Genomic DNA, 18,033 nt, shown 5'->3' on the forward strand with positions numbered 1-18,033 from the left:
TAACCGAGGCTCCGCCCGCCGCGCTCCCCGCCCGTCACCGGCGATCCCCCGGGCGCTTGGGAGCGGCCCGCGAGGGGAAGGATCTGTGGCCAAAGCATCAGCGAAAGCGGAGCACCCTCATGTCGTCCGAGCCGTCCGTCGATCTGCGCAGCGGCCGTCCGCTCGCCGAATCGCGCGCCGACCGGCTGCGACGGCGGGCGGTGTTCCTGCGCGAGCTGCACGAGGCGCAGGCCCTGCGGGACCGGGTCCGGCCGCGGCGCGCGCGGGCGGCACGGATGCGTCTGCAGATGCGGATGCGTACGTTCCGGTGGTGACGGTACGAGGCCCCCGCGGCCCCATCGGGCGGCCGTCGTACGGGCGATGACGGCAACAGGCGGAACACCGATAAGTCACACCCGGTCACAGCAACGGATTCGCAACCTTTATCCTCTACGACGCAACGTGGAAGACACCGCGCGAGCGGGAAGTTTCTGCCACGATGCGGAGGTGGGCGGGCCTGTCGGCGGCCGCGGACGACGCGATCGGCGGCAGGGCGGAGCATCCGGTTTCCACACCGCCCGGCCCAGGACACCTAGGACCAGTGGGAGAGTCACGGTGTACTTCGCCGCACTGCTCGCGCGCACCGAAGACGGGTGGGAAGCGAGCGACACAGAGCTCGACGATGTGGAGACCCTGGCCGATCTGGCCGATCTGGCACGGGAGTCCGCCGCCGACGACGACGAGACGGTGCTGGTCTTCATCGAGCAGGAGGATGCCTGGTTCGGCATCGTCCGGGTCGACGGTGAGGACGACCCCCGTATCTTCGTCTCGGACGCCGCCGCCGCCAGCCGCAGCTCGTACGGGGAGCTGCTGCTCACCGACGAGATGCTCGGCCGCGACCCGGACGCCGCGGCGGCCGAGGACGCCGCCCTCGACGAGCTCGTCGACCTCGACATCGAGGACGACGGGCCGGGCGGCCGGGAGGAGGACGAGGAGGAGGCCGGCGACCCGGCGCACGCGGTCCCGGCGGGACCGGTCGGCGACCCGAGGCTGCTGGACGATCTGGGGATCGGGGAGCGCGAGCTGCTCACGCTCGCCGACGACGCCCTCGGCACGATCGCCGAGGCGCTGGGAGCCGCCGACGTACTGGAGACGGTCCGCTGACGGCGCCCCCCGATCCGGTACGGGACCCCTGGACGGGTCCCATGCGCCTCGCCCTGGCGGAGGCCCGGGCGGCCCTCCTCACCGGTGACGTACCGGTGGGGGCGGTCGTGCTGGGCCCCGACGGCACGGTGCTGGGGTCGGGCCGCAACGCCCGCGAGGCCACCGGCGACCCCACGGCGCACGCGGAGATCCTGGCGATCCGCGCCGCCGCCGTGCGCCTGGGCGGCTGGCGGCTGGCGGGGTGCACCCTGGTCGTGACGCTGGAGCCGTGCACGATGTGCGCGGGCGCGGCGGTCCTGGCCCGGGTGGACCGGGTCGTCTACGGCGCAACGGAGGAGAAGACGGGCGCGGCGGGCTCCCTCTGGGACGCGCTGCGCGACCGCCGCCTCAACCACCGCCCGGAGGTCGTCGCGGGCGTCCTGGCGTCCGCGTCCTCATCCCTCCTGACCTCGTTCTTCCGCTCACCCGAGCCCACACGAACAACCGATTTCAAATCTGCCCCCGAGGTGAGCTAAGCTCTCCGACGGTAGCGTGTCCGAGCGGCCGAAGGAGCTCGCCTCGAAAGCGAGTGTGGGGGCAACTCCACCGAGGGTTCAAATCCCTCCGCTACCGCTCTGAGCAGGACAAACGTGGGGCCCGGTCCAGATGGACCGGGCCCCACGTTTTGCAGGGTCTCAGTTTGCGTCTCACTTCACGGGTTCGAGCGCTCCGGAAGATTCGTCGTCGGCCTCGTCGGGGGCCGTCCGTCCGGCCGTCCCTCTCCAGGCTCTGCGTCAGAACGACGGGATCTCGCTGCAGCCGAGGCTTCCCCAAGGGTCGCCCGAGCGTTCGGCCTCCAGACGGGCGCAGCGTTCGCGTTCGGCCAAGTCGTCGGCGTTCTCAAAAGCGGTGGTGTCGTGTCCCCATGCCTTCAGAGCCTCCAGGACGAAGGCGCGCTTGCCGATATGGGAGCCGGTGGACAGCCAGACGTGTGCGTGACCGGCAAGTTCGTCTTGGTGTGAAGTGAGCGCAGGGTGCTCCACCAGGGGAATGGCAGCCATGAGTGCCTCCTCGCGCACAGCCGCGTGGTGATGGCTGAGCAATGGGTGGACCGCAGAGTGGAGCAAGGGCCGTAGGTCCCGGAAAGCACGCATCGCGGGGTAGTCGGCAAGAAACTCCCCATTCCAATGGCGTTCGCCGATAGCCACAACTTCGTCGGCGGCTTCGTAGGCAGCGCTGCCGAGCCATTCCAGAAGTGCCGCGCGGGTCGGGTAGTGCTGTGCTTCCTCACCGTTCTCGAAGTAGTCGCCCGACTCGGTGGCCGGGTGACTCAGGATTGCCGCAACGTACGTTGCCACGGGTGCAGTGACTCCGTAGATGGTGTTCTGGTGCTCTATCACGCCGATCACGTCGGCGATCGCGGCCTTCCTGACGGCGGGATCGTGGTCAACGAGACGTGCCAGTGCTTTTGGAAGGGATGCGCCCATTCCGGACGGCGTCTCGAGCGAAGCCCAGTCGGTACTGTCGAGAATCACTTGGTAGTGAGGCAGGGCGGCCTCTCGCAGGTCTGCGGTCTCGTTGTCCCGACTCGTCACGGGCGGAGATTACACCGCCCGTCTCGCTTTCCGTCTCATTCGCGGGCGTCCGCATCGCCAGCGCGAGTACGGGATCGAACAGCCCTACGGCTCGTGAACGTAGGGCTCCGTGCCCCCGGCAGACCAAGGCGCCGACAGCAGCTCGACGACGCTACGCCGCTCACGGCCCTCCGGCATCGCTCCGGACGCCTTGCCGAGCGCGACCATGGAGACGATCACCCAGCCCGGATCCGGGTTCAGCTCCTTGGTAAGGCCTTCCAGGTCGAAGGCCCGGAACTGATGCGCGGCCAGCCCCATCGCCTGAGCCTGGACGGTCATGTGCCCGACAGCCTGCCCGAGGTCATAGTCCGCGAACTCGGAGTAGAGCAGCTCGCTGTCGTCGACGTAGCGACGCGCCAGGGCGACGACGAGCAGCCCCGCATCCACCGCCCACCGGGCGGAGCTGGGGGCCAGGTGCCGGACCACCCGCTCGTGCCCCACCTCACCGGGCCGGCTCGCGAGAAACCCCCACGGCTGCGAGTTCCCGGCGGACGGCGCCCATCGCGCGGCCTCCAGCAGAAGAGCCAGGGCGTGATCGTCGACACCGGCCGACGGATCGAATCGGTAGGGGCTGAACCGCCCGGCCAGCAGGGGGTGGATGCCGCCGGGCGGCTTGGGGTCGGGGCGCATGTCCCGCTGCAACAGGCGTAGCCACATCCGCATTCCTGCCGAGGTGGCGGCGCCCGATTCAGGTGCCGTCCGGCGTCCGCACGTAGATGCCCATACCCGTGACGGTCTCCACCAGGCCTTCGTCCTTGAGGACCTGGACGGCCTTGCGGAGCGTGTCACGGGCCACCGCGAACTCCGCCTCGAGCTCGACCAGGGACGGGATGCGCCGACCCGGAGGGATCTCGCCCGTCGCGATCCGGTCGCGGAGGATCGCGGCGATCTGCCGGTACGGCGGGACGGGGCCCTCTCGGTCGATTTCGGTCATGATCACGAAACTAGGCGACCATGGCCGTCTCACCATAGCTACCCCAGAGGCTAGTAGGGGGTAGTACAGTGGCTACACGCTGATCAGACAATGGCCCTCCAAGCGCGCAAACGCTGCCGGGGCCGGGACGATCCGAGAAAGCAGATCGACATGGCGCAACCAGCAACGCGAGTTCGAACCGCCGACCATCCCTGGTACAGCGAGACGCTGCCACGCAAGCCGGAAAGCGCGGCCATAGCCCGACGGCTGGTGCACACCGCACTGACCGTATGGAGGCTGGAGGACTTGGCCGACGACGCCGCCCTGATCGCCTCGGAGCTGATCACGAACGCCGTCCAGCACGGCAGGCGCAACTGCGTACGAGTGTCCGTCGAGCACATCGCGCCTCAAGCGGTACGCGTGGCCGTGGCGGACTTCTCGCACGCGTCGCCGATGCCCCGCAAGCCGGAGGACGACGAGGGCGGCGGGCGTGGATTGATGCTCGTGGGGGCCCTGGCAGAGCAATGGGGGATCGACAAGCGCCGCTGGGGGAAAGTTGTGTGGGCGGTTGCCACGCGCAGACCTCAGCCGCAGTCGGCCAGGAAGCGGCCCTCGCGGTGATCCGGGCTAAGGAAAACAAAGCCGCTGCCGTAGCCGAAGTTGAGGAAGAACGGGTAGCCCTCTTCTTCCTCTCCCCGGTCGGTGAACTGGCAGAGGAACTGCCAGGAATCGTTCTCCAATTCGAAGGCGCGATGGTTGGGGAACACGGCGGTGCCACCCAGGAAGTCCTCGAGTACATCGCCACACGGCAGATCGATCTCGGGCCCCTCCTGACGCAGGCTGCGCCCCCACGCGGCCATCTTGTCCGTCTCCGCGTCCGACTCCGGGGTCGGCGGCTCAAGGTCGACGAGGTATTCGACAGGGATCGGTGTCTCGTCGCGACCCCAGCGCCACAGCGTCCTCCCCTGAGTCCCGGGCGGGCCGATCACCGCGAACGGAGGCACTCTTCCGTCGGGCTGGGTGAGCACCACCGCCTCGCCGTCGGTCGGGTACATGCCCATTATCCTGCCGTCCTCGTCCAGAAAGAGGTAGGCCAGGCGTACCTCTTCCCCCGGCACCCGGAACTGGCCGATGAACACCAGCGGCTCCTCGGTCCGCGGGTTCACTGGCCAGGCCGGCTCGTCGAGCCACACCGGCTGTCCGCCGAACTTGGCCACCGGCTCCGTCACCGGTTCGTCGGCCGGGCGCAGGGTCATCTGCAGTCGCGGCAGGAACGCCGCGTCGTAGGGGCCCTGGGCCTGGCCCGTGGGTTGCGTGAGCATGGCGGGATGGTACGTCTCCGAGGGGAATGCCTGGCCCACCAGCATGGAGGCGGAGTAGTCAGCGGATGAGCGAGCGGCCCGTGGGCGACAGGCGGAGGGTTTGGGCGGTCGTCTGGACGCGGGGGTGGTCGCGCTCGAAGGTGGCCTCGCCCGGGTACCGCGTCAGCGTCACCGTGACGTTCTCCCCCGTGCGGACCGGGAGGCGGGTGAAGGTGTTCGTTGAGGGCTCCGTGGTCAGGGTGAGGAACGGGGCTTCGGTGGCGGGGGCGCCCGGTGGGGTGGGCCAGATGGTCGCGGACACGCAGGTGCCGGGGGGTGGGGTGCCGGGAGCGGGTCGGGCCGGGAGGGTGGGCAATGGGGTGAGGGGGCGGAGGAGGAGGACGTTGTCCGAGTCGAGCATCGTGGCGTTCGCCGCGGGGCCGTGCTTCGCCCAGACCGGGCCGTCGTAGAAGGTCGTCAGGGCGCGGTGGCGGGTGGTCATGTCCGGGAAGCCGCGGAGCCAGACGAAGCGGTCCGGGTCGTCCAGGTCGCGGAACTGGCCCAGGACGGACATGCCGGCCTCCTCCTGGGGATCCACGAACTCGCGGTCGAAGAGGTCGATGAGCTCGTCGCGGCGGCCGGGGCGGAGCGTGTACTGGCGGAGTTCGATCACGGACATGAGGGACTCCTCGTTCGGGGCATGGTCCGGTGATCGACCATAGGAGGAGTCCCCTGACAGGTGGCGTCAGTGTCTGTCGGAGCGGTCACGCCGCTCGAAGGTCATTTGCTACCGGCTGGACAGAAGTCCTACTTGTAGTGGGATAATGACCGCATGGCAATCGAGCACGCACCCGCGGACGACGCCACCGTCAAGAAGTCCGTCACCATCCCCCGGTCACTGGCCCGTGAAGTCGAGGCCCGCACCGGGGCGCGCGGCTTCTCCCGCTTCGTGTCCGAGGCGATCGCGCACGCTCTCGCCCTGACCAAGACCAGAGAGATCGTCGAGGATTACGAGCGGGAGCACGGCCCGTTCACCGCCGAGGAGATCGAGGAGGCCCGTCGGGCATGGCACGGCGAGTAGCGGCGCCCTTCCCTCAGGCCTTGTTCGTTCTCGACGCCGAGCCCTTGTCCCTGCTGGCCGATCAGGACCGGCGGATGACCCTGATGCTCAAGGTCGCCGAGTCCGAGGGCTACGCGGCCGCGATTTCGGCCGTCAGTCTCGCTGAGGTCCGCAGGACCGGACAGGCCGCACGGCGGCTGGCGTGGCTTCGTTCCCGGCTCACGGCCTTCCCCGCCACCGAGGCCGTCGCCGATCGGGCCGCACGGCTGCTGGAGGACTCGGGGCTCGACGGGCACGAGAATGTCGTGGACTCGCTGGTGGTGGCTACGGCAGCCGGTTCACCCGGTCCCGTCAAGGTCGCGTCCACCGATGGCTCCCACATTCCCAAGCTCTGCCATGCGGCCTCGATCGACCGCAGCACCCCGGTGGAGTGGGTCCGCATCTGACAGCCCGACATCACCTCCCGCCCGGCTGGCCGCAGCCTCCGGGCGAGAGGCGGGAATCACGCGATGCGGAGCGTGTACGTGACCTCCTTGCCGCAGTACGACGGGGGGAGCGTGAAGATCGGGTGGCGGCAGACCTGGACCACTACGCGGTCGACCGGGCCCGCCGACCAGGCCTTACCCAGGGTGAACGAGAAGGCGACGGTGCCGTTGTCGGCGGTGGCGGAGTTGCTGTCGACGGCACGGGTGCCGGAGTACGCGGTGAAGGTGGCGGTGCTGTTGAAGCCGTCGCTCCGGCAGTTCGTCGGGTCGGCCACCAGCGTGGGCTTGTCGGACAGGCGGCCCTTGACGTCGACGGTGTCCACAACGATCGCCGAATCGCTCGCGTAGTTCCAGTCGAGGGTGCCTTCGGTGGTGCCGTAGAGGCAGGCGTCGCCGGAGTCGGCGGCGAACGGTTGGGTGTAGGCCGCCGCCTGGGCGGACGTGGCGAGGGCGAGCACGGTCGGGACGGCGGCGAGGGCGGCTAGAACACGGGTGCGTTTCATCTGAACCTTCCTCCTCGAGGGTGACAGCTATGTCATGTTCACAACGAACGACCTGTCACCTACCGACGACGGCAGGGCCTGTCAACGAAGGCCCTGCCGTCAACCCCTCCGGGAGCTCAGTTCGCGCCGATTTTCGCCAGCAGATCGACGATCCGCCCCTGCACCTCCGCACTCGTCGACCGCTCCGCCAGGAACAGCACCGTCTCGCCCGACCGCAGCCGCGGCAGCTCGTGCCGGTCGATGTCCACGGAGGTGTAGACGACCATCGGCGTCCGCGCCAGCAGCCCGTTCGCGCTCAGCCAGTCGACCAGCCCGGCCCGCCGGCGACGCACCTGCATCAGGTCCATCACCACCAGGTTCGGCCGCATCTGCGTGGCCAGCTCGACCGCCGCCTCGTCCTGCGCCGCCTGCCCGACCTGCATCCCGCGCCGCTCCAGCGCGGCCGTCAGGGCCGCCGCGATGTCCTCGTCCTCCTCGAACAGCAGCACCCGCGACGGATGCTGCTCGCTGTCGCGCGGGGCCAGCGCCTTCAGCAGGACGGCCGGATCGGCGCCGTACGCCGCCTCCCGCGTCGCCTGGCCGAGCCCCGCCGTGACCAGCACCGGCACCGAGGCGGCCACCGCGGCCGTACGCAGGGACTGCAGCGCGGTCCGGGTGATCGGGCCCGTCAGCGGGTCGACGAACAGCGCCGCCGGGTACGCCTCGATCTGCGCGTCCACCTCCTCGCGGGAGCGGACGATGACCGGGCGGTAGCCGCGGGTCGTCAGGGCCTGCTCCGTCGCCTCGTCGGGCTCGGGCCAGACCAGCAGCCGCCGGGGGTTGTCCAGCGGCTCGGGCGGCAGCTCGTCGTCCATCGGCAGCGGCGGCGCGCTCTGCTCCGGCGCGACCTCGCGGACCCCGTGCGGGGCGTCGAGCGGCTCGGGGGTCTCCACGGGGGAGGTCTCCGAGGGCTCGATCGAGAACGCCCGCCCGATCGCGTCCCGCCGCCGGTCGCGCTCGTCCGGCTGCGGATGCGGTCGCACCTGCGGTACGGGGGTGCCGTGCGGAGGCGTGCCGAGGCGGCGGCGGTTGGCGGCGTCCGTCCGGCCGGCGATCTGGTCGGTGAACGCGACGCCGTGGCCGAGCGTGCGGACGCTGATCCCCCCGGGCTGCGCCTGCGGCAGCGGCGGCGGGGTCGGCCGGGGCACCGCCCGCGCGAACCGGCGGGTGGCGCTCGGGTCGTCGGGGTCCTCGGGGGCGGGCTCCGGCGGCGCGGGCGCGGGGGGCTGCGGTACGGAGGCCGGCTGTACGGGAGCGGGCTGCGCGGCGACCGGCGCCGGTTCGGGGGCCGGGGGCTCCGCGGCGGGGGCGGGCGGGAGCTCTGCCGGGGTGGAGGACTGGTCCGGTACGCGGCGGTCGGCGACGTCCGTCGCGAGGGCCCGCCGGGGGCGCTTGGGGGCGGCGGGAGCGGCGGCCTGCTGGCTCACCGCGGCGCTGTTCGCCGGGTCCTCGGCCCACCAGTCGTCGCCCTCGGGGGCGTGCTGCCCGGCCTCGGCGAGCGCGGTGGCGGCAGCGGGGGACGCCGGTTCGGCGCCGGGACCGCCGGGACCCTCCGCACGGCGCCGGCGACCGCTCGGCGACGGCTGCGGGGCGGGGGCGGGGGCGGCGACGGGCTCCGGCTGCTCGGATCCCGGTACGGACCCGGGGCCGGTGCCCACCGGCCGCCTGCGCCGCCCGGCGCTGGTGCCGTGCGGCGGGGTGCCGTGCGCGGCGGGGGTGGCCTGGGGCGGGGTGCCCTGGGCCGGGATGTTCTGCGGCGGGATCTGGCGCGGCGGCGCGCTCTGCACGGGCGCATCCTGCGGCGGCGTGTGCTGGGCCGGCACCCCTCCCGCAGGAGACGGAGTCCCCTGCGGCGGCGTACCCGCACCGGGCTCAGCCCGGCCCGGCTGCGGCTGCACGGGAGCCGCCTGAACCGGAATCCCCCCTGCCGGCGTCCCTCCGGCCGGAGTCCCCCCACCGGGAGCACCCTCAGCCGGCACCGGAACGGCACCGGTAGCCGGAGCCTGCGAAGGCACCGGTACGGCCCCTCCGCCCTCCGGCGCAGCCCGCCGCCGCCGCCCCGACCCCGCCGACGTATCGGGCACCCCCGTAGCCGGACCCGACTCCGGCGCCGCCCGACGCCTGCGCCCCCCGGACGTCTCCCCACCGGACCGCCCGCCGGCGGGCCCGGACGCCTCCCCGGCGGACCGACCGCCCGCAGAAGCCGTCTGCGACCCCTCCGGCATCAAAACGTCACCGCTGTCCGGCTCGACGACAGGCACGCGCCGCCGCCGTCCCCCGGACGCCCCCTCGCCGTCCCCCCGCTCGTGCTTGGCGGGCTCCGGCATCACCGTCGTCTCCCCGGCCCGGTCCCGCGCCTTGGCCGGCGCCGGCACCCCCGTGGCACCGCCCACCGGAACCTCGACCACGTACGCGCTGCCGCCCGGCCCCGGCACCTCGTGCGTCTGCAGCACGCCGCCATGCAGCCGGACGATCCCCCGCGCCAGCGGCTCGTGCACCGGGTTGCCGCCGCTGAACGGCCCGCGAACCTCGATCCGTACGACATCGCCCCGCTGCGCCGCCGCCACGACGATCGTCGAGTCACCGCTGCCGCCGGTCGCCGGTGCCCGCCCGGTGGCGTCCACGCCCGCGACGTCCGCCACGAGGTGCGCCAGCGCCTGCGCCAGCCGGTCCGCGTCGACCCGTACCGCGATGGCGGGCGCGTGCACGACGAACTGGGCCCGCCCGGGGCCGATCAGCTCCACCGCGCGCTCCACCGCGTCGTTCACGACGGCGTCCAGCCCGACGTCCGCCAGCCGCAGCTTCTCCTTGCCGGCGTCGACGCGCTGATACCCCAGCACGCTCTCGATGAGGGTGGACATCCGCCCGTAGCCGGCCGCCAGATGATGCAGGACCTGGTTGGCCTCGGGCCACAGCTGCCCCGCGGAGTCGGCGGCCAGCGCCCCGAGCTCCCCGCGCAGCTGCTCCAGCGGCCCGCGCAGCCCCTCGTCGAGCACGGCCCGCAGCTGCGCCTCCCGCGCCGCCAGCGCGTCGTACGCCCGCCGGTCGGTGAACGCGAGCACCGCCCCGACGAGCTGGTCGCCGTCGCGCACGGGGGCGGTCGTCATGTCGACGGGCACCGCCTTGCCGTCCTTCGCCCACAGCACCTGTCCGCGCACCCGGTGCTTGCGCCCGGAGCGCAGGGTGTCCGCGATCGGCGTCTCCTCGTACGGCAGATCGCTGCCGTCGGGACGCGAGTGGTGGACGAGCGGATGCAGCTCCTGGCCGCCGAGTTCACCGGCGCGGTAGCCGAGGATCTGCGCGGCGGACGGGTTCACCAGGACGATGCGCCCCTCGGTGTCCACGCCGACGACGCCCTCCGCCGCGGCGCGCAGGATCATCTCCGTCTGGCGGCGCTGGCGGGCGAGCTCCGCCTCGGTGTCGAGGGTGCCCGTGAGGTCCCGTACGACGAGCATCAGCAGCTCGTCGCCGGTGTAGTGGCTCTCCCCCGCGTACGGCGACTGGCCGTCCTCCAGCGTCTTGCTGGTGACCTCGGCGGTGAACGTCTCGCCGTCCGTGCGGCGGGCGGTCATCCGGGTCGGCGGCGTGCGCCCCTCTTCGACCTCGTCCGGGCGGCGCATCGAACCGGGGATCCGCTTGGGGTCGAAGTCGGGCAGCAGATCGAAGAGTCCTCGCCCCACCAGCGCCGTACCCGGGGTCTCGAACGTCTCCATCGCGACCGGGTTCGCGGCGACGACCGTACCGTTCGTGTTGACGAGCAGCAGCGCGTCGGGGAGGGCGTCGAGTATGGCTGCGAGGCGAGCCGCGCCTCGGGATGGCCGGCTGCTCACGACGAACTTCCTCCTTGGTGACCGCATCCCACCGACACCCGCGGACGCGCACACCGCCCGCGGCCCCCCGTGCCGTGTCTGGTGAGGATTCTACGGCCATGGGTTGCGACCGGGACGGCGGATGAGAATCGTCACTCGGGCGGCCCACCCGCAAGGACGCGCTTACCTCCGGGTTCACCCTCGGGACGGACTTCGGACAAGCGATTGCGCACGGGCGTGGTGCGGCTGCTACGCCGTCGGCAGAGACCCCTGGCGAAGACCCCCCGTCCTTGGGAAGTCTGGGGTGATGACGACTTTCGCGATCTCCCTCGACGCCGAACCGAACGACGCTCCCTCCTGGCTCGCGCTCGCCCGCCGCTGCGAGGCGGCGGGCTTCGCCGCGCTGCTCGCCCCCGACCATCCGGGAAGCTGCGCCTCCCCGTTCGTCGCGCTGGCGGCAGCCGCGGCGGTGACGGAGCGGCTGGAGCTCGGTTCGTACGTCTCGCAGGGCGGCATCCGCGAACCGCTGCTGCTGGCCGCCGACGTGGCCACCCTCGACGTGGTGTCCGCCGGCCGCGCCCGGCTGGGGCTGGGGACGGGTCACACGCCGGCGGAGTGGGAGATGCTCGGTTCGTCGCGTCCGGACGTCGACGGGCGGGTACGGCGCTTCACGGCGGTCGCCGAGGCGATCCGCGCGCTCCTCGCCGGCGAGGAGGTCACCGTCGACGCCCCCGAGCTGACCCACCGCGCGGCGCGCCTGACGGAGCCCCGCCCCGTGCGCGAGCGGATCCCGTTCACCTTCGGCGGCGGCAACTCCACGCTGCTGCGCTGGGCGGGGGCGCACGCGGACGTCGTGGGGCTCAGCGGCCTGGGGCGTACGCTGGCGGACGGGCACCGGCATCTGCCCCGGTTCGCCGCGGCGGAGGTCGACCGGCAGGTGGCGCTGGTGCACGAGGGCGCGGCGGGGCGGGAGGCGCCGCCGGTGCTGGAGGCGCTGGTGCAGCTGGTCGAGGTGACGGACGACGCCGGGGCGGCGGCGGAGCGGCTGGCGGACCGATTCCGGTGCTCGGCGGAGGACGTGCTCGCGACGCCTTACGTGTGGGTGGGGACCGAGGACGAGATCCGGGCGGAGCTGGTTTCGCACGGGGAGCGGTGGGGGATCACGCGGTTCGTCGTACGGGAGCCGGCGTTCGACACGGCGGCAGCGCTGCTGGCGGGCTGAGCTACAGCTCCTGGGCCAGCCGGCGCAGCGACGGCCCGTACGCGGGGTCGGCTAGGGCGGCGGCGAACTGGGCGGTGAGATAGGCGAGCGGGTTACCCGTGTCGTACCAGCGGCCCTGGATCACCTGGCCGTAGACGGCGCGGGTGTTCGCGTACGCGTTGATGGCGTCGGTCAGATAGATCTCGCCCGTACGGTGCTCGTACCAGCGCTTCGTCTGCTCGCGGAGTTCGTCGACGATCCCCGGCGTGATCACGTACCCGCCGATCGCCGCGTACGACGACGGCGCGTCCTCCGGCTTCGGCTTCTCCACCAGCCCGCTGATCCGCAGCAGCCCCTCGCCGAGGTCCTCGCGCACCACGGGCACGCCGTAGCGCCGCGAGTCGGCCGGCGCCATCGGCATCAGCGCGAGGACGGGGCAGCTGGTCGTCTCGTACGCCTCGATCAGCTGCTGCGCGCGCGGCACCTCGGCGACGAACACGTCGTCCGGCCAGAGGACCAGCATGGGCTCGTCGCCGATGTTGCGGGCGGCGTTCAGGACGGGCGTGCCGTTGCCGTACGGGCCGTGCTGGTCCAGATAGGTGATGTGGCCCTCGCGGGACAGCTCGCCGACCTCCTCCACGGCGTCGGCGTACGCCGTCTTGCCGTCGGCGCGCAACTGGGCGACGAGCGCCGGGTTGGGGCGGAAGTGCTCCTGGATCAGGGACTTGCCGCCGGACACCACGATGGTGATGTCGGTGATCCCGGAGTCGATGAGCTCGCGCACGGTGTGCTCGATCACCGGCTTGTCGCCGACGGGGAGCATCTCCTTGGGCGTGGCCTTGGTCAGCGGCAGCAGCCGCGACCCGAGCCCGGCGGCGGGGATCACGGCCCGGCGAATCGCGGCACCCATGTACGTACCCTTCCGGTCGTCGTCGGCCTCACCCTACGACGCCGGCGGGCGGCGCACGCCGACTCCGTGTCGAGGTGCGCCGCCCGGGTGCGGCTCACTTGGAGTCGCGGTTGAAGGTGGCGGTGGACCAGCGGTAGCCCAGCAGGGTCAGGACGACGCACCAGCCGAGGGCCAGCCAGCCGTTGTGCCCGATCTCGGTACCCAGCAGCAGACCGCGGAGGGTTTCGATCGCGGGGGTGAAGGGCTGGTACTCGGCGATGGGCTGGAACCAGCCGGGCATCGCGTCGATCGGGACGAAGGTGGAGGAGATCAGGGGCAGGAAGATCAGCGGCATCGCGGTGTTCGAGGCGGCCTCGGCGTTCGGGCTGATCAGCCCCATACCGACGGCGATCCAGGTCAGCGCCACGGTGAAGAGGACGAGCAGCCCGAGGGCGGCCAGCCACTCCACCACGGTGGCGTCGGTGGAACGGAAACCGATCGCCACCCCGACGGCGCCGACGAGGACGACGCTGGCGATGGACTGGACGACGCTGCCCACGACGTGCCCGATGAGGACGGACCCGCGGTGGATGGCCATGGTGCGGAAGCGGGCGATGATCCCCTCGGTCATGTCGGTGGCGACGGAGACGGCGGTGCCGATGGTGGTGGAGCCGATGGTCATCAGCAGCAGACCGGGCAGCAGGAACGCCACGTAGTCGGACCGGTCGCCGCCGCCGATGCCGGCGCTCATGGTGTCGCCGAAGATGTAGACGAAGAGCAGGAGCAGCATGATCGGCGTGAGCAGGAGGTTGAGGGTCAGCGACGGGTAGCGGCGGGCGTGCAGCAGGTTGCGCCGCAGCATGGTGGACGAGTCACGGACGGCCAGGGCGAGGGTACTCATCGGGCGTTCTCCTTCTCGGTGTTCTGCGGGGCGTTCTGCTGGGCGGGGACGGGCTGGGCGGTCAGGGCGAAGAACACGTCGTCGAGGTCCGGGGTGTGGACGGTGAGCTCGTCGGCCTCGATGCCGTGGGTGTCGAGCCAGTCGAGGATCGACCGCAGCTCGCGCTGGCTTCCCCCGGAGGGGATCTGCAGGGTCAGCGCCTCGTCGTCGCGGGACACCTCGCGCAGCTTGCCGGCGGCGTTCTTGTACGTGTCGGGGGCGGTGAAGCGGAGGCGGATGTGGCCGCCGGGGATGAGGCGCTTCAGCTCCTCGGCGGTGCCTTCGGCGGCGATCTTCCCGTTGTTCAGTACGGCGATCCGGTCGGCGAGCTGGTCGGCCTCCTCGAGGTACTGGGTGGTGAGGAAGACGGTCGTACCGCCGGAGACGAGCTCGCGGATGATCTGCCACATGGTGTGCCGGCTGCGCGGGTCGAGGCCGGTGGTGGGCTCGTCGAGGAAGATGACGCTCGGGTCGCCGACGAGGGTCATGGCGATGTCGAGCCGCCGCTTCATGCCGCCGGAGTACGTGGAGGCGGGCTTCCCGGCGGCCTCGACGAGGTCGAACCGCTCGAGCAGCTCCCCGGCCACGCGCCGCCCCTCGGCCTTCGAGAGGTGGTGCAGGTCGGCCATGAGCAGCATGTTCTCGTTGCCGGTGATCAGGTTGTCGACGGCGGAGAACTGCCCGGTCACACCGATGGCGGCGCGCACGGCCTGCGCCTGGCGGGCGACGTCGTGCCCCGCGATCCGGATCTCGCCGGCGTCGGCGGAGATGAGGGTGGACAGGATATTGACGGCGGTGGTCTTGCCGGCGCCGTTGGGGCCCAGCAGGGAGAAGATGGTGCCCTTCTCGACGTGGAGGTCGATGCCGTCGAGGACGAGCTTGTCCCCGAAGGACTTGCGCAGCCCGCTGGCTGCGATCGCGGTTTCATGTGTCGTCGTCTGCATGTGGAGGAGTCTGCGACCCGCTCCGCTCAACGACCTTTCAGCGCCATTTCACGCCCGAGCGGATACTGAACGGGTACGTCCCCGGCCTGAAAGGACGCGACCGTGCAGCCGACGGAAGTCACCTCGATCCTGACCCGCCCCCTGGCCCAGGAGCTCCTGGCCCGCGACCTGACCCGCCTGGCCTACACTGCGAAGGACGGCACGCCCCGGGTCGTCCCCATCGGTTTCACGTGGAACGGCTCGTCGATCGTCATGTGCACGCCTCCGAACGCACCGAAGATCCGCGCCCTGCGCCGCAACCCGGCGGTCGCCCTGACGATCGACACGGAGGTCCACCCACCGCAGATCCTCCTGCTCCGCGGCCGGGCCGCCCTGGACGAGGTGGAGGGCATCCCGGACGAGTTCATGAAGGCGAGCGGGGCGTACCGGATGACACCGGAGCAGCGGACGGAGTGGGAGGCGGAGGTGCGGTCCCTGTACAAGTCGATGGTCCGGATCGTGGTCACGCCGACGTGGGCGAAGCTGATCGACTTCGAGACGACGCTGCCCCAGGCGGTGGAGGAGCTGGTACGAGGCCGGGGCCCGGCCTGACCCGCGATCACCGCTCCGCGCGCCGCCGCTTGCGCACGATCTGCCCGAGCCGGCTCCCGGCGATGTTCCTTATCTTCTTGCTCCGCCCGCTCTCGGCCAGCACGGCCAGCGCCTCGGGCACGTCGAAGGTTTCGGCGACCATGCGCTGCACCCACTGCGCGGCATCGGCCAGCGCGGCAGGCTCCCACGGCTCCCCGACGGCGATCGCCCGCGCCAGCATCCACTCGTCGAGCCGCTGCGTCAGCCACGGGTACTCCCGCACCGCCTCGGCCATGGCCCGCAACCAGTCCCCGAAGTCCGGCCTGTCGACGACCTCGGGCACGCGCTTCGACAGATGCCAGCTGATCGTCCCGGTGGCCATCCCCTGATCCGGATCCGCGAGAATCCGCCCGACCAGTCGGACCTCGTCCTCCAGATCCGCGACACCTCGCAGGGCTTCCTGATACGCCCAGAACCGAACATGCTCATCGGCATCCGCCCAGGCACTCTCCCGGTCATACGCCCTGACGACGTACTCGCCGTCGGCGTCAAGCACCCCACTGTCCAGCACGTCCGCCACCACGCCGAACACTCCGAAGTGCACCGGATAGCTGCGCCGGAGGTACCAGGGATCACCCTCATCAGGCGGAACGACCTCACGCAGCCTGACCAGCTCTTCCCGCCGAATCGGGCAGACGGCCCGCCCCACCCCACCGGCCTCGAGCGAGGCAAGCACCCAGATCGTCCCCGGACTGTCGACCGACATGCGCAGAAACTACCCACGGACGCGGTCCCTCAGCCCGCAGGGGGTGACCAACCGCCTGGATACGGACCGCGGACCCTTCCGGCCTCTCCCCGTTCTTCCCGGACCCAGCGGACAACCCCTGCGGTCATCCAGGAGATACCAAAGGCCGCGAATGCCGCGCCCCAGAAGATCGCGCCCGCCCCCACATCTTTCTCCACGACTATGTGGTCCGGGTTCCCGCGCTCGTACCGGATCGCCACCTCGTCGCCCTCGTCAAGCATCTTCACAGGGGCGGGCAGCTTCACCACAATGCGCTGCCCCTCGGCCTCGAACCGAACCCACTGGCCGTCGGTCCCATCCGGCGCCTTGACACAGGTCGCCGTAACCCGGATGCCATCGCGGAAATCGACGGTGTCCATGATGGTCGCGATCAGAACACACGCACCAATTACCGCAAAAACCAACCCCATAAAGGACCACAGTCGCGGGTCACGGGACAGGCCCGCGACCGTATCGGCGGTTGTCGGCACAGGCGGAGCCGGCGGCACAGGCTTGATCCATCCCGGATACTTCGGCGGCTTCCCCATGCCCGCAACGTACCCGGGCACAGCGCGCTCCGACCTGCCACATCCCTGGCAATCTGGCGCCAGGTTCAACGCACCTCTCGCCCACGGCGCATCACGCAGAGGACCCCCCGGATGATCTCCAGGGGGTCCTCTGACTGTGCGCGCTCGGCAGGATTCGAACCTGCAACCTCTTGATCCGTAGTGATCTACAGGGCGTCCACGCGTTCCGTGGAGTCCAGAGGGAGTCTCGCTAGGCAAGGTCAGAGGCTCTGCAATCCGCCCCGCAACACCCCGTCTGTGAGACGCGCGTGAGATGCGGGCGGCCCTGCACCGGTGACGCAAACACCGGAACAGGGCCTTGATCCGAACCCCTTTCCGATCAAGGAGTGCAGACCCATGCAGAACGTACCCGAGCGCCCGCACACGCTCACACCCACCGAACCGCGCACCCTGCTTGCGCCGCTCCCCGGCGTGCCCCTCGACAACGCGCTCGACACCGCCCGCCGCATCCTCAAGACCGGTGCGACGCTCGACTACAGCGACGTACGCGCCGTGTGCACCCAGCTCGGCGCCGCCGAGTGGGCACTGACCCAGCTCATCGCCTCCGCCGAGGCCGGCGCCCGTGCCGCGGACGGCGGTGAGGCCCGATGAGCACCCGCCCCCGTACGGCGTCCGTGAACGTCTACGTGCACAAGCCGCTCACCGTCGACGAACCCGCGTGGTGTGCCGGCCACCCCGACGCCCTCCCCCAGTTCAAGACCGACGTCCTCCACAACGGCCCCGAGCAGATCATCGCTCCCGGCGGCCGGGCCATGTTCCGGGCGTTCATCACCCAGGCCCCGTTCGCCACCAACCCCGACGCCCGTACGGCCGGCCTGTACGTCGAGGCGGCCGACATCACCGCCACCTACAGCCCGAACGAGGTCGAGCAGCTGGCGGCGGACCTCGTCGAGGCTGCGGCCGTCCTGCGCGTCCTCGGCCGGGACATGGCGGTCCGCGCCGAGACGGGGGTGAGCGAGGCGTGAGCACTCCCCCGGAGATCGGAAAGTCTGTCGGCGTGCGCGTCGACGAGTGGATGCGCGACGACCTCGAGGTCCTGTTGAACACCGGGATCTCCGTGTCCGACGCCATCCGTGCGTCCCTCGCCCTGGCCGCCGGGATCTTCCGCGGCGCACAGGAGGACGGCGCCCCCAAGGACGCGGTTGTTCAACTGGTCACCTACACGTGGCAACTCGCGTCGAACAGCACCCCCACCAGCGACGACGCCGCTCCGGCAGATGGCGGGGTGGCGGCGTGACGCACCCCGTGTTCA

Annotated in this window: 23 protein-coding genes and 1 tRNA gene; 12 read left to right on the forward strand and 12 right to left on the reverse strand. The window is 71.3% G+C overall.

What is annotated here, in order from left to right; genetic code table 11:
* Positions 1-119 precede the first annotated feature (119 nt).
* The 4 genes from SRB5_RS19500 (at position 120) to SRB5_RS19515 (ending at position 1,755) form a co-directional block, all read left to right on the forward strand.
* Positions 120-314 (forward strand): hypothetical protein, encoded by a 195-nt coding sequence (locus tag SRB5_RS19500; RefSeq protein ID WP_153453756.1) that lies wholly within the window; start codon positions 120-122, stop codon positions 312-314.
* A gap of 280 nt (positions 315-594) precedes the next feature.
* Complete coding sequence (locus SRB5_RS19505) at positions 595-1,143, forward strand: tRNA adenosine deaminase-associated protein (protein ID WP_323378158.1); 549 nt, start codon at positions 595-597, stop codon at positions 1,141-1,143.
* Positions 1,140-1,658 (forward strand): tRNA adenosine(34) deaminase TadA, encoded by a 519-nt coding sequence (gene tadA, locus SRB5_RS19510; protein WP_228390226.1) that lies wholly within the window; start codon positions 1,140-1,142, stop codon positions 1,656-1,658. Before SRB5_RS19505 ends, tadA begins: the two co-directional genes overlap by 4 nt.
* A 10-nt stretch (positions 1,659-1,668) precedes the next feature.
* Positions 1,669-1,755, forward strand: a tRNA-Ser gene (locus SRB5_RS19515).
* Positions 1,756-1,916: 161 nt separating this feature from the next.
* Here SRB5_RS19515 and SRB5_RS19520 read toward each other — a convergent pair.
* The 3 genes from SRB5_RS19520 to SRB5_RS19530 all read right to left on the reverse strand — a co-directional run bounded on the left by SRB5_RS19520 (position 1,917) and on the right by SRB5_RS19530 (position 3,690).
* On the reverse strand, positions 1,917-2,717 hold the full coding sequence (locus SRB5_RS19520; protein WP_323378159.1) for a hypothetical protein: 801 nt from the start codon (positions 2,715-2,717) through the stop codon (positions 1,917-1,919).
* Between the two features lie 84 nt (positions 2,718-2,801).
* Positions 2,802-3,413 (reverse strand): nitroreductase family protein, encoded by a 612-nt coding sequence (locus SRB5_RS19525; RefSeq protein ID WP_407703942.1) that lies wholly within the window; start codon positions 3,411-3,413, stop codon positions 2,802-2,804.
* 31 nt (positions 3,414-3,444) lie between these two features.
* The gene (locus SRB5_RS19530; protein WP_153453763.1) at positions 3,445-3,690 is read right to left on the reverse strand and encodes a GntR family transcriptional regulator; all 246 of its coding nucleotides are present in this window, start codon (positions 3,688-3,690) and stop codon (positions 3,445-3,447) included.
* 150 nt (positions 3,691-3,840) lie between these two features.
* Here SRB5_RS19530 and SRB5_RS19535 point away from each other — a divergent pair, with 150 nt between their 5' ends.
* Positions 3,841-4,290 (forward strand): ATP-binding protein, encoded by a 450-nt coding sequence (locus SRB5_RS19535; protein ID WP_153453929.1) that lies wholly within the window; start codon positions 3,841-3,843, stop codon positions 4,288-4,290.
* Here SRB5_RS19535 and SRB5_RS19540 read toward each other — a convergent pair.
* Positions 4,254-4,991, reverse strand: coding sequence for a hypothetical protein (locus tag SRB5_RS19540; RefSeq protein ID WP_153453765.1), 738 nt, complete (start codon positions 4,989-4,991; stop codon positions 4,254-4,256). The two genes, SRB5_RS19535 and SRB5_RS19540, sit on opposite strands and share 37 nt — an antisense overlap.
* Before the next feature lie 58 nt (positions 4,992-5,049).
* The gene (locus SRB5_RS19545; RefSeq protein ID WP_153453767.1) at positions 5,050-5,649 is read right to left on the reverse strand and encodes an NIPSNAP family protein; all 600 of its coding nucleotides are present in this window, start codon (positions 5,647-5,649) and stop codon (positions 5,050-5,052) included.
* A gap of 153 nt (positions 5,650-5,802) precedes the next feature.
* Here SRB5_RS19545 and SRB5_RS19550 point away from each other — a divergent pair, with 153 nt between their 5' ends.
* The gene (locus SRB5_RS19550) at positions 5,803-6,051 is read left to right on the forward strand and encodes a hypothetical protein (protein ID WP_153453769.1); all 249 of its coding nucleotides are present in this window, start codon (positions 5,803-5,805) and stop codon (positions 6,049-6,051) included.
* A 20-nt stretch (positions 6,052-6,071) separates the two neighbouring features.
* Positions 6,072-6,476 (forward strand): DNA-binding protein, encoded by a 405-nt coding sequence (locus SRB5_RS19555; protein ID WP_228390214.1) that lies wholly within the window; start codon positions 6,072-6,074, stop codon positions 6,474-6,476.
* 56 nt (positions 6,477-6,532) lie between these two features.
* Here the strand turns inward: SRB5_RS19555 and SRB5_RS19560 are convergent, their stop codons facing one another.
* Together SRB5_RS19560 and SRB5_RS19565 are read right to left on the reverse strand one after the other, a co-directional pair.
* On the reverse strand, positions 6,533-7,018 hold the full coding sequence (locus tag SRB5_RS19560; protein ID WP_153453773.1) for a hypothetical protein: 486 nt from the start codon (positions 7,016-7,018) through the stop codon (positions 6,533-6,535).
* Positions 7,019-7,134: 116 nt separating this feature from the next.
* Positions 7,135-10,887 carry a response regulator gene (locus SRB5_RS19565; protein ID WP_323378160.1) on the reverse strand — a complete coding sequence of 1,251 codons (3,753 nt, stop codon included), beginning with the start codon at positions 10,885-10,887 and terminating at the stop codon, positions 7,135-7,137.
* Positions 10,888-11,173: 286 nt separating this feature from the next.
* On the opposite strand from SRB5_RS19565, the gene SRB5_RS19570 reads away from it, so the two are divergent.
* Positions 11,174-12,088, forward strand: coding sequence for an LLM class flavin-dependent oxidoreductase (locus tag SRB5_RS19570; RefSeq protein ID WP_153453777.1), 915 nt, complete (start codon positions 11,174-11,176; stop codon positions 12,086-12,088).
* 1 nt (position 12,089) lies between these two features.
* Here the strand turns inward: SRB5_RS19570 and SRB5_RS19575 are convergent, their stop codons facing one another.
* From SRB5_RS19575 to SRB5_RS19585, 3 genes are all read right to left on the reverse strand, one after another.
* Positions 12,090-12,977 carry a UTP--glucose-1-phosphate uridylyltransferase gene (locus SRB5_RS19575; RefSeq protein ID WP_153453779.1) on the reverse strand — a complete coding sequence of 296 codons (888 nt, stop codon included), beginning with the start codon at positions 12,975-12,977 and terminating at the stop codon, positions 12,090-12,092.
* A gap of 94 nt (positions 12,978-13,071) precedes the next feature.
* Complete coding sequence (locus SRB5_RS19580; RefSeq protein ID WP_153453781.1) at positions 13,072-13,857, reverse strand: ABC transporter permease; 786 nt, start codon at positions 13,855-13,857, stop codon at positions 13,072-13,074.
* Positions 13,854-14,840, reverse strand: coding sequence for an ATP-binding cassette domain-containing protein (locus tag SRB5_RS19585; protein ID WP_153453783.1), 987 nt, complete (start codon positions 14,838-14,840; stop codon positions 13,854-13,856). The genes SRB5_RS19580 and SRB5_RS19585 overlap by 4 nt, the downstream gene beginning before the upstream one ends.
* Before the next feature lie 102 nt (positions 14,841-14,942).
* Here SRB5_RS19585 and SRB5_RS19590 point away from each other — a divergent pair, with 102 nt between their 5' ends.
* Positions 14,943-15,431, forward strand: coding sequence for a pyridoxamine 5'-phosphate oxidase family protein (locus tag SRB5_RS19590; protein WP_323378161.1), 489 nt, complete (start codon positions 14,943-14,945; stop codon positions 15,429-15,431).
* Between the two features lie 7 nt (positions 15,432-15,438).
* On the opposite strand, the gene SRB5_RS19595 is transcribed toward SRB5_RS19590, so the two are convergent.
* Both SRB5_RS19595 and SRB5_RS19600 read right to left on the reverse strand, forming a co-directional pair.
* Complete coding sequence (locus SRB5_RS19595; RefSeq protein ID WP_153453785.1) at positions 15,439-16,176, reverse strand: hypothetical protein; 738 nt, start codon at positions 16,174-16,176, stop codon at positions 15,439-15,441.
* Positions 16,177-16,205: 29 nt separating this feature from the next.
* Positions 16,206-16,742, reverse strand: a complete 537-nt coding sequence (locus SRB5_RS19600) for a DUF3592 domain-containing protein (protein WP_153453787.1) — start codon at positions 16,740-16,742, stop codon at positions 16,206-16,208.
* A 375-nt stretch (positions 16,743-17,117) separates the two neighbouring features.
* On the opposite strand from SRB5_RS19600, the gene SRB5_RS19605 reads away from it, so the two are divergent.
* From SRB5_RS19605 to SRB5_RS19615, 3 genes are read left to right on the forward strand one after another with little or no spacing between them, the layout of a single operon-like run.
* A complete protein-coding gene (locus SRB5_RS19605) occupies positions 17,118-17,372 on the forward strand; it encodes a hypothetical protein (protein ID WP_153453788.1) in 255 nt (84 codons plus the stop codon).
* Entirely contained in the window at positions 17,369-17,746 is a 378-nt protein-coding gene (locus tag SRB5_RS19610) for a DUF6907 domain-containing protein (protein WP_153453790.1), read from the forward strand. The genes SRB5_RS19605 and SRB5_RS19610 overlap by 4 nt, the downstream gene beginning before the upstream one ends.
* Entirely contained in the window at positions 17,743-18,018 is a 276-nt protein-coding gene (locus SRB5_RS19615; RefSeq protein WP_153453792.1) for a hypothetical protein, read from the forward strand. Before SRB5_RS19610 ends, SRB5_RS19615 begins: the two co-directional genes overlap by 4 nt.
* Positions 18,019-18,033 lie beyond the last annotated feature (15 nt).

It is taken from the genome of Streptomyces smaragdinus (genome assembly GCF_009604385.1).
In the GTDB taxonomy this organism is placed as follows: domain Bacteria; phylum Actinomycetota; class Actinomycetes; order Streptomycetales; family Streptomycetaceae; genus Streptomyces; species Streptomyces smaragdinus.